Origin of the sequence: Bacillus sp. 03113 (assembly GCF_006546985.1) — a bacterium.
Taxonomy (GTDB): domain Bacteria; phylum Bacillota; class Bacilli; order Bacillales; family Cytobacillaceae; genus VATK01.
Genome location: NZ_ML637008.1, coordinates 172,041 through 180,255, shown reverse-complemented (window position 1 = coordinate 180,255; position 8,215 = coordinate 172,041). Strand labels below are relative to the sequence as shown.

Annotated in this window: 7 protein-coding genes; all 7 read right to left on the bottom strand. The window is 37.2% G+C overall.

What is annotated here, in order from left to right; all coding sequences use genetic code 11:
* A partial coding sequence (locus tag FDO66_RS00805; protein ID WP_141430674.1) for an aminotransferase class III-fold pyridoxal phosphate-dependent enzyme occupies positions 1 to 624 on the bottom strand: 624 nt, incomplete at its 3' end.
* Between the two features lie 216 nt (positions 625 to 840).
* Positions 841 to 2,331: an aldehyde dehydrogenase family protein gene (locus FDO66_RS00800; RefSeq protein WP_258535518.1), complete on the bottom strand. Its 1,491-nt coding sequence runs from the start codon at positions 2,329 to 2,331 to the stop codon at positions 841 to 843.
* Between the two features lie 118 nt (positions 2,332 to 2,449).
* Positions 2,450 to 3,085 carry a TetR/AcrR family transcriptional regulator gene (locus tag FDO66_RS00795; protein ID WP_395939737.1) on the bottom strand — a complete coding sequence of 212 codons (636 nt, stop codon included), beginning with the start codon at positions 3,083 to 3,085 and terminating at the stop codon, positions 2,450 to 2,452.
* 557 nt (positions 3,086 to 3,642) lie between these two features.
* The gene (locus FDO66_RS00790) at positions 3,643 to 4,266 is read right to left on the bottom strand and encodes a HutD/Ves family protein (protein WP_141430501.1); all 624 of its coding nucleotides are present in this window, start codon (positions 4,264 to 4,266) and stop codon (positions 3,643 to 3,645) included.
* Positions 4,267 to 4,341: 75 nt separating this feature from the next.
* On the bottom strand, positions 4,342 to 5,667 hold the full coding sequence (locus tag FDO66_RS00785) for an amidohydrolase family protein (protein ID WP_141430500.1): 1,326 nt from the start codon (positions 5,665 to 5,667) through the stop codon (positions 4,342 to 4,344).
* A gap of 14 nt (positions 5,668 to 5,681) precedes the next feature.
* Positions 5,682 to 6,944, bottom strand: a complete 1,263-nt coding sequence (locus FDO66_RS00780; RefSeq protein ID WP_309475249.1) for a Zn-dependent hydrolase — start codon at positions 6,942 to 6,944, stop codon at positions 5,682 to 5,684.
* Positions 6,934 to 8,214, bottom strand: a complete 1,281-nt coding sequence (hutI, locus tag FDO66_RS00775) for an imidazolonepropionase (RefSeq protein WP_141430499.1) — start codon at positions 8,212 to 8,214, stop codon at positions 6,934 to 6,936. The genes FDO66_RS00780 and hutI overlap by 11 nt, the downstream gene beginning before the upstream one ends.
* Between the last annotated feature and the right edge of the window lies 1 nt (position 8,215).

Genomic DNA, 8,215 nt, shown 5'->3' with positions numbered 1-8,215 from the left:
TAATGGCAGAAAGGGTTTACGAAACATACCTTTTGCCGTTCCTGATAAAGATCCAAGGCTTTTTCCATGGAATGCACGAGTCGTTGAAATAAATGTGGTACGATCGCTATACATTTTTGCTAGCTTAAGAGCAGCCTCTACACTTTCCGTACCGCTATTCGTAAAGAAAGAATATTTTAAATCCCCAGGTGTTACGTCTGCTAATATTTTTGCAAGCATCGCACGAAGTGGATCTAATAAATCCTGGCTGTGCAAAGCTTGGCGTTTTAATTGATCTTCAACAGCTTTTACTACTTTCGGATGACGGTGGCCAACATTGTATATTCCGAAGCCGCCAAGGCAATCGATGTATTTTTTTCCATTCACATCAGTAAAGCATGAACCTTCATCAGACCATTCTACTGCTGCAAATTGTGTATCGATCGTTACTGTTTTTCTATATTCAAGAAACCCGGGGTTCACATGGTCTTTAAAGCCATTTACTGTTTCTTGCGTGATCCACGCAGCTTCTTCTTTTGTCACCTCTTGTTTTTCAATTAACTGAAGAACTTTCTGAATATACTCATTCACCTCTGTGTATTTTTCATCTACATTGTTGTTTACTTCTTTTACTGTTGTACTCATATTAATCGCTCCTTTATTTAAGTTAAGTAAATTATAATTTTTTTGAAATTAGAACATTTTTCTTCAGGGCTGATCAAGGCGATTCCGCTTTTCTTTTTGTCTAGCTCCATCGCCTAGCCCTTGTGAAAAATAACCCTTTGTCTCTAAAAGTAAAAAACACTTTTTGACCCAAACGAACATTTTTCTTCAGGGCTGATCAAGGCGATTCCGCTTTTCTTATTTAAACCAGCCAATTGGTTCTACTTCTAAATTGATATTGATTTGCTTTACTTCTTGAAATTCTTCTAGTCCAAAGGTTCCCAATCCTCTTCCAAACCCACTTTGTTTATAACCGCCCCATGGGGCTTCATTAAACGTAAAGTGGTACGTATTCACCCAAGTAATCCCAGCTCTTAGTTTTTTAACAACACGCAGTCCTTTTGCTCCATCCTGTGTAAAAACACCGCCAGCTAATCCATACTCACTATCATTAGCAAGCTTGATAGCTTCTTGCTCATTCTTAAATTTTTGTATAACCGCAACAGGTCCAAAAATCTCTTCACGAACAATTCGCATGTCTTGCCTTACATCAACAAACACGGTCGGAGCTACAAAATAACCTTTATCTAGACCATTTTCGGTTAGCCTGCTTCCACCAGCTGCAAGAGCAGCCCCTTCTTTTTTTCCTAGCTCAATATACGACAGGACTTTATTCAAGTGCTCTTCACTTACTAATGGACCCATTTCCGATTCCAAATCGCTGCCTGGACCAACAATAATCTGATTAGCACGATCGACAAATTTTTCTACAAATCGATCATGTATGCTTTCTTCTACTAAAATTCTTGAACCAGCTGCACAAATTTGACCCGATCCTGCATAAATGCCAAATAGTGCATAATCAACGGCTGTTTCAAAATCAGCATCAGCAAAAATAATATTTGGAGATTTTCCTCCAAGCTCTAATGAAACCTTTTTCACTGTATCTGCTGCTGTACGCATAATATGCTTACCTGTAACAGTTCCACCAGTGAAAGAAATTTTATCCACATCTTTATTTTCGACAATCTCATTTCCAACAATTGACCCAGCACCTAATACCATATTGGCTACACCTTTAGGCAGCTCTACTTCTTCAAAAATTTCCAAAAGCTTTTTCGAAGTAACAGGCGTTACTTCAGAAGGTTTAAAGACAATGGTGTTTCCAGCAGCTAGGGCAGGAGCTATTTTCCAAACACCCATTAGTAAAGGATAATTCCACGGTACGATTAATCCGCAAACTCCTATTGGTTCTCTAATGACCATCGCTTGTATCGGAGCCGGAACATCATACGTTTGTCCGCTAGGTTTTGTAATTAGACCTGCATAATAGCGGAAACAAGCAGCCGCATCATCAACATCAGCCTCTGCTTCCCTGTATGGTTTACCATTATCCAACGTTTCAAGGCGAGCAAGCTCTTCACGATTTTCTATGATTTTATCTGCAATTTTAAATAAGAATTCGGCTCTTTCTCCTGTGCTCAGATTCGACCAAACTCCAGAATCAAATGCTTCTCGAGCCGCCTTAATGGCTTCTCTTGCATCTTCAATCGTGGCTTCTTCTGAATAACCAATAATACTTCCATTTGCGGGATTGATAATCGACCTTTTTTGTATATTTGAAGATTCACGCCATTCGCCGTTAATGTACATCTTTACATTCAAAGATTGCTCTTGCTTATCAATCATTTTCTTCCTCCTTTGTAAATCATTAAAAAAATGAATGAATATCAGTCATTTTTATCAAAAAAAATTAATCCCCTTTTGGACCTATGTGAAATTATGAAAATGGAAAGTAATATTAGAGTTAACTAATATTACTTTCACTTAATACTAAGGATCTTTTTAGAAACTGGAATAGTTCGTTTTGCGATTCTTCTAATGTTACGTCTTGGTCTCTGCCAATATAAAATCGTTCAGCTGCATTTTCAACCAAATTGATAATCATTTTAGCTGTCCATTGTACATGTATGCCTTCAATGATTTCTTTATTTTCAATCGCCTGATTTAAAATCTCCTCAAACCATTGATAAAAAGGTTGATAAATGGCTTCCCAAATTTCCATTGAATAATCAATAGCAAGTCCTGAATAACAAAGAACAAGCACATCTTTATGATCGTTCGTATTTTGATAAATTTCATTTATAAATACGGTTAGCATGCTCCAAAATGACTCTTTACCTTGTGCTTTATCCTTAATTCTGTTTAGCGTTAACGTCAAAAGATTTTCAGCAATTGCTGGAATTAAAGCATTTTTCGAACGAAAATACAAATAAAAGGTTCCTTGGGCCACTCCCGCCTTTTTTACGATATCTGAGATAGACGTCTTATCGAGCCCTTTTTCGGAAATAACCTCAATAGCAGATTGTAATATTTTATTGTATTTATCATTTGCAACACTAATCAAATAAGCAACCTCCATAAATGAATGACCTTCATTCATGATACATCATAATAAAGCCAATTTCCAACTAACAATTACATTATTATGCCATTTATATTTCTACTATACCATTTGTATAATAATTGTCTTCTTTTTTGTGAGAATATCTTACAGTGTTTTTTAGAAGGAAATCACAAGCGCCTTGAACATCGACGTACAAACTGGAGGGCTTCGACTGAGATAAGGCGAACCTTCTATTAATAGATGTTCTTTTCCCCTGATAGTTAGCCTAAAACGATCAGGTTTTTACGGGCAGTTTTTTATCTACTATTCATTTTTCTTTACAGAAAATAAAAAAACACGAGTGGATAATAAAAATTTCACTCGTGTTAGAAAACAGGTTTATAAGTGATATAAAACGTTTGCATATGCCTCAACCATAGAATCGACAAATATAAAAGGAGTATATTAAAAACAGGTTGAGACTCATATTATTTGGCTCCAGCTCTACATTTATCTATAATTCACAGATCATATCGCATGTTACCTACCAATAGGGATTCTATGATCGAAAAATGGATAAAAAAATACCTAGCACAAGCCATTTAATCTTGATATTAAAGAAATATTTCACCTTTAATTACCGTGGCTTGCTCCTTATTTTGATTATATAATCCAATGTTTATTCTTTCTTTTGATGCTCTATTTACGAGCAATAGATCTCCTTCTTGCAGTATGAAGGATTTTGTTTCAGAAATTCTTATTTCAACCTCGCTTTTCAAACAATAAACTAGATTTGTTACAGTATCAAAAGATGTTTTATTTTTAGCATTGAAGACTTTATGTGTGCCAGCTTCAAGATTTACAGCTTCAATTTCTGCCTGATAATAATTTTTTAACATTACATTAAAATCCTTTACTTTTCCTTTGCTGCGAGTGATCCATTCTCCTTCATAAGCATCTTGGTCAAAAACTTTTAATAATTTACGGTAATGTCCTTGATGTTCCAAAACCATTTCTCCATCCGTTATGAGGGTAATTCGATGAACACTCGGAAGAGAAGTAAACAAAGATTCTTCTTGATCAATTGTTGCAACACTTAGTCGCCATAAGAAATTTTGTTTTTTATAATCTGCATTCTCGGGAAAAATAGCTAACTCAGTTGTTGTCCCACCTGTCCATTCATTTATAAATTGATCTTCTTTTTTTATTATTTTTAACGAGTAAGAAATGGTCCTCACCCCTTATTTAATTTCATCAACATAATTGTACTAAAAGCGCATGTATGGCTGATTGCTGTCGTTCCAAAAAACGATTTAATTTGTGGCGCTTTTCCATTTTTCCATTAAGCTATCCACTCTATTGACGATGCTTTGTTCAGGTACAGTTGTGATTTTTCGATTTTCTACAATTAGTTTCCCATCTACAATGACGTCAACAATGGCATTGGGCTGAAGGGAATAGACCACATTTGCAAATAATTCTGACTTTGGAGAAAGAGAAAGATCATTTAAATCCAACGTTACAAAATCAGCTTTTTTTCCTTCACAAATTTCTCCTGTAGGAAGGTTCAGTAACTCAGCCCCTACTTTTGTACCCATATCATACACCTGCTTGGCATTAATACATGTACCGTCTAACCGAGTTACCTTTTGAAGAAGGGAACACATTCTCATTTCTTCAAAAATACTAATTCGATTATTACTGCAGGCACCGTCTGATCCTAATGAAATACGTACACCTGCTTGCAGCAAATCAGGTATTCGGGTAACACCATCTGATAAAAACATATTACTTGAAGGACAATAGGCTAAAGAAGCTTTTTTACGTCCTAATAATTTGATTTCGCTCTCATCCAGCCAGACAAGGTGGATTGCAATCATGCTTTCATCAACTACTCCAAGAGAATCTAAATAATGAACAGGTCTTAACCCGTACTTTTCAAGTGTTTCATCTACTTCAAAAGTTTCTTCAGCAACATGAATATGAAATGGCGTCCCTAATTCTTTTGCCAAACGATGGCCAGCTTTAATCATTTCAGGTGATGCTGCATGTGGACTATGCGGTGCTGGCTGAATAGATACCATAGGATCTCCCTGGTATTTAATCGCTAATTTCCTTGTTCTATCTACAGCCTCACTGACCGTTTCACGATAACTTTTAGGAGCGCCATCCCAGTCATACATTGTACGCGCAAACACGAGGCGAATGCCCAAATCCTTGGCAGCTTGAATAACGGCTTCATCTGTCGCCGTTCCACCATTATGAACATAAAAGAAGTCACTTACTGTTGTCACTCCATACTTTAACATTTCTCCAAAAGCAAATAACGCTCCGGTGTAGATTGCTTCTTCATCTAAAAATGGTGTGTAGCGATAAAGCGCCTGGTCACGCCACTCTAAAAATGGGCGGTCAACAGCAATCCCTCTTAATAAACTTTGAAAAGAATGATTATGGGCATTAATGGTTCCCGGTAAAATTGCTTTTCCTTTCCAATCAAAGGTTTGAACTCCTCTATACTTTTCCAGCAATTTGTTTTTAGGTCCTATTTCTTTAATAACTCCATTCAATACATAGATGCCTTGATCATGTTTAAACTGATTATCTACATATATATAATCAGCAATATATAAAACACTCATATTCTTATCTCCTTCTATCTATCAAGTTTTTGATCTAATGAAAGAATCGTCTGCAATAAAACATTCGCAACTTGTTCAATATCCTCCACTCGGCTTTCTTCTTCCGGACAATGGCTTTTCCCTTCTAAACTTGGAACAAATAACATCCCGCTTTTCGTTAGCGATGCCATATGGACAGCATCGTGCCCTGCCATACTTCCAAGCAAATAAGAAGGATAGTCTAATGATTCCGCACATTCTTGCATCGTTTTAATAACCGTTTCATCCATAGGAGCGGGGGATTGGTCTAAAAGAATATTGCGCTCTATTCGTACGGGACGGCTTTCTGTTACTCTCTTAAATTGAGCGTTTAACTCTTCTACTACTTCATGAATCTCTGAAGACAACTTGCCTCTAATTTCTAATACCATTTTTACTTTTTCAGGTATGATATTCGCTGCGTTAGGAAAAACCTCTATCTTTCCGATCGTTCCAACGACTTCAATAGAAGGATGATTACGTCCAATACTTTCCAATGCTAAAATAATCTCTGCGGCGGCTGGCAAAGCATCTTTTCTATCTTCCATAATTGTCGTGCCAGCATGATTTGCTTCTCCATATACAGTAATTTCTTCACGGTAGATCCCTGTAATAGCAGTCACTACACCAACAGGAATTGAACGAGTTAACAGTCTTTTTCCTTGTTCAATATGCACCTCTAAAAATGCAATTAAATCTGTTGGATTGCGTACGGATTTCTCAAAATTCTCCGGATCCCCACCAGCACTTCTTAAGGCATCGGTTAGCTTTGTTCCTTCTGAATCCGTTACATGTGTGATATCCTCCTGCTTTAACTTTCCGCTGATCGCACGGCTGCCAAAAGTAGATAAACCAAAAGGATTCGGCTCTTCTGCACTAAAAGAAACTATTTCTAACGGGTGACGTGTTGAAATTCGATTTTCTTCCAGCACCTTCATCACTTCAAGAGCGATTAACACTCCTAAAGCTCCATCATATTTCCCACCATTAGGGACAGTATCAATATGCGATCCAAATGCGATACTTGGGAGTTTTTCATCTTGTCCAGTACGCTTTGCCCATATATTTGCCGCCTGGTCTACTCTTACATTTAGCTTTAACGCATGAAGTTGCTCTTTTAGCCAATCTCTCGCTGCTAATTCAGAAGGAGTAAAGGTGGTCCTATCAAGGCCACCTTTTGCGTTCTTTCCAAATTGTCCAAGTTCTTCAATGTCATTTTTCAGACGGTCAATATTGATGTTAAGATTTTTAATTGTCAACAATAGCCCCACCTTTTACAACCACTTTTCCGTTTTTCACTACTGTATCAACCAGATTAACGGCATAATTATATTGAAGCGTTTGATAATTCACCGCATCAAATAAAACAAGGTCGGCTTTCTTGCCAATCTCAATGCTTCCAATTTCGTTTGCTTTATTAATGGCATGCGCTGCATTAATCGTACTAGCTGTTAAAACTTCTTCTGGAGTCATTTTCATTGTAAGACAAGCTAGATTCATAATAAATGGCAATGACTCTGTAGGCGACGAACCTGGATTTCGGTCAGTTGAAAGAGCTATAGGAACGCCAGATTCAATCATTTTCCTGGCATTTGCTGGTTCTGTCATCAGGAAGAAAGCTGTACCAGGCAAAAGGACCGCAATAACGCCCTGCTCTGCCATTTGCTTAATCCCATTTTCTGATGCTCTTAATAAATGATCTGCAGAAACAGCGCCTACTTTTGCTGCTAATTCAGCACCACCAAATTGTACAATCTCATCTGCATGGATCTTGGGAATTAAGCCCCACTTTTTTCCCTCTTCAAGGATATATTCTGACTGCTCAACCGTGAATACACCTTCTTCACAAAAAACATCACAAAATTCCGCTAATTTTTCCTGAGCAACTTGCGGCAGCATCTCCTCAACCACAAGCTTTACAAATTCATCCGGTTTTTCTTTGTATTCAATTGGCACTGCATGAGCCCCCATAAAAGTGGAGATAAGATCAATAGGATGCTGTTCATTTAGTTTTTTAGCAGCTCTTAGTTGTTTTAATTCATCTTCTACTGTCAATCCATAACCGCTTTTTGCTTCAATAGTCGTTACACCATATTGAAGAAAACGATTCAAACGTTTTATCGTTTCTTCAATTAACTGCTCCTCAGACGCTTCTCTGGTATGAGAGGTGGTACTTAAAATACCACCACCAGCTTTTAAAATATCTATATATTTTGCACCTTTTAGGCGCATTTCTAATTCTTTTTCACGGCTGCCCGCGAAAACAATATGAGTATGAGGATCAATCAATCCAGGAGTTAATACTTTTCCTTCAGCGTTCATCGTGGTCAGTGGTTTTTTTAAAGTGTTGATATATTTCTCAGCTTCAGAATCTGAACCTACAAAAATTATTTTTTCATCTTCTACTACAACACTTCCATTTTCAATGACACCGATTTCGGACATTTCTTGACCAGTTTTCGGCTTCGTGCTTCCTCCACTTACAGTAATAACTTGTGAAGCGTTTTTAATATATAAAAGTTCTGTCATT

Bases quoted from the DNA above. Each gene is read 5' to 3' on its own strand.
- FDO66_RS00800 (WP_258535518.1), bottom strand. From the start codon at position 2,331: ATGATTGATAAGCAAGAGCAATCTTTGAATGTAAAGATGTACATTAAC.
- FDO66_RS00795 (WP_395939737.1), bottom strand. From the start codon at position 3,085: ATGAATGAAGGTCATTCATTTATGGAGGTTGCTTATTTGATTAGTGTT.
- FDO66_RS00785 (WP_141430500.1), bottom strand. From the start codon at position 5,667: ATGAGTGTTTTATATATTGCTGATTATATATATGTAGATAATCAGTTT.
- hutI (WP_141430499.1), bottom strand. From the start codon at position 8,214: ATGACAGAACTTTTATATATTAAAAACGCTTCACAAGTTATTACTGTA.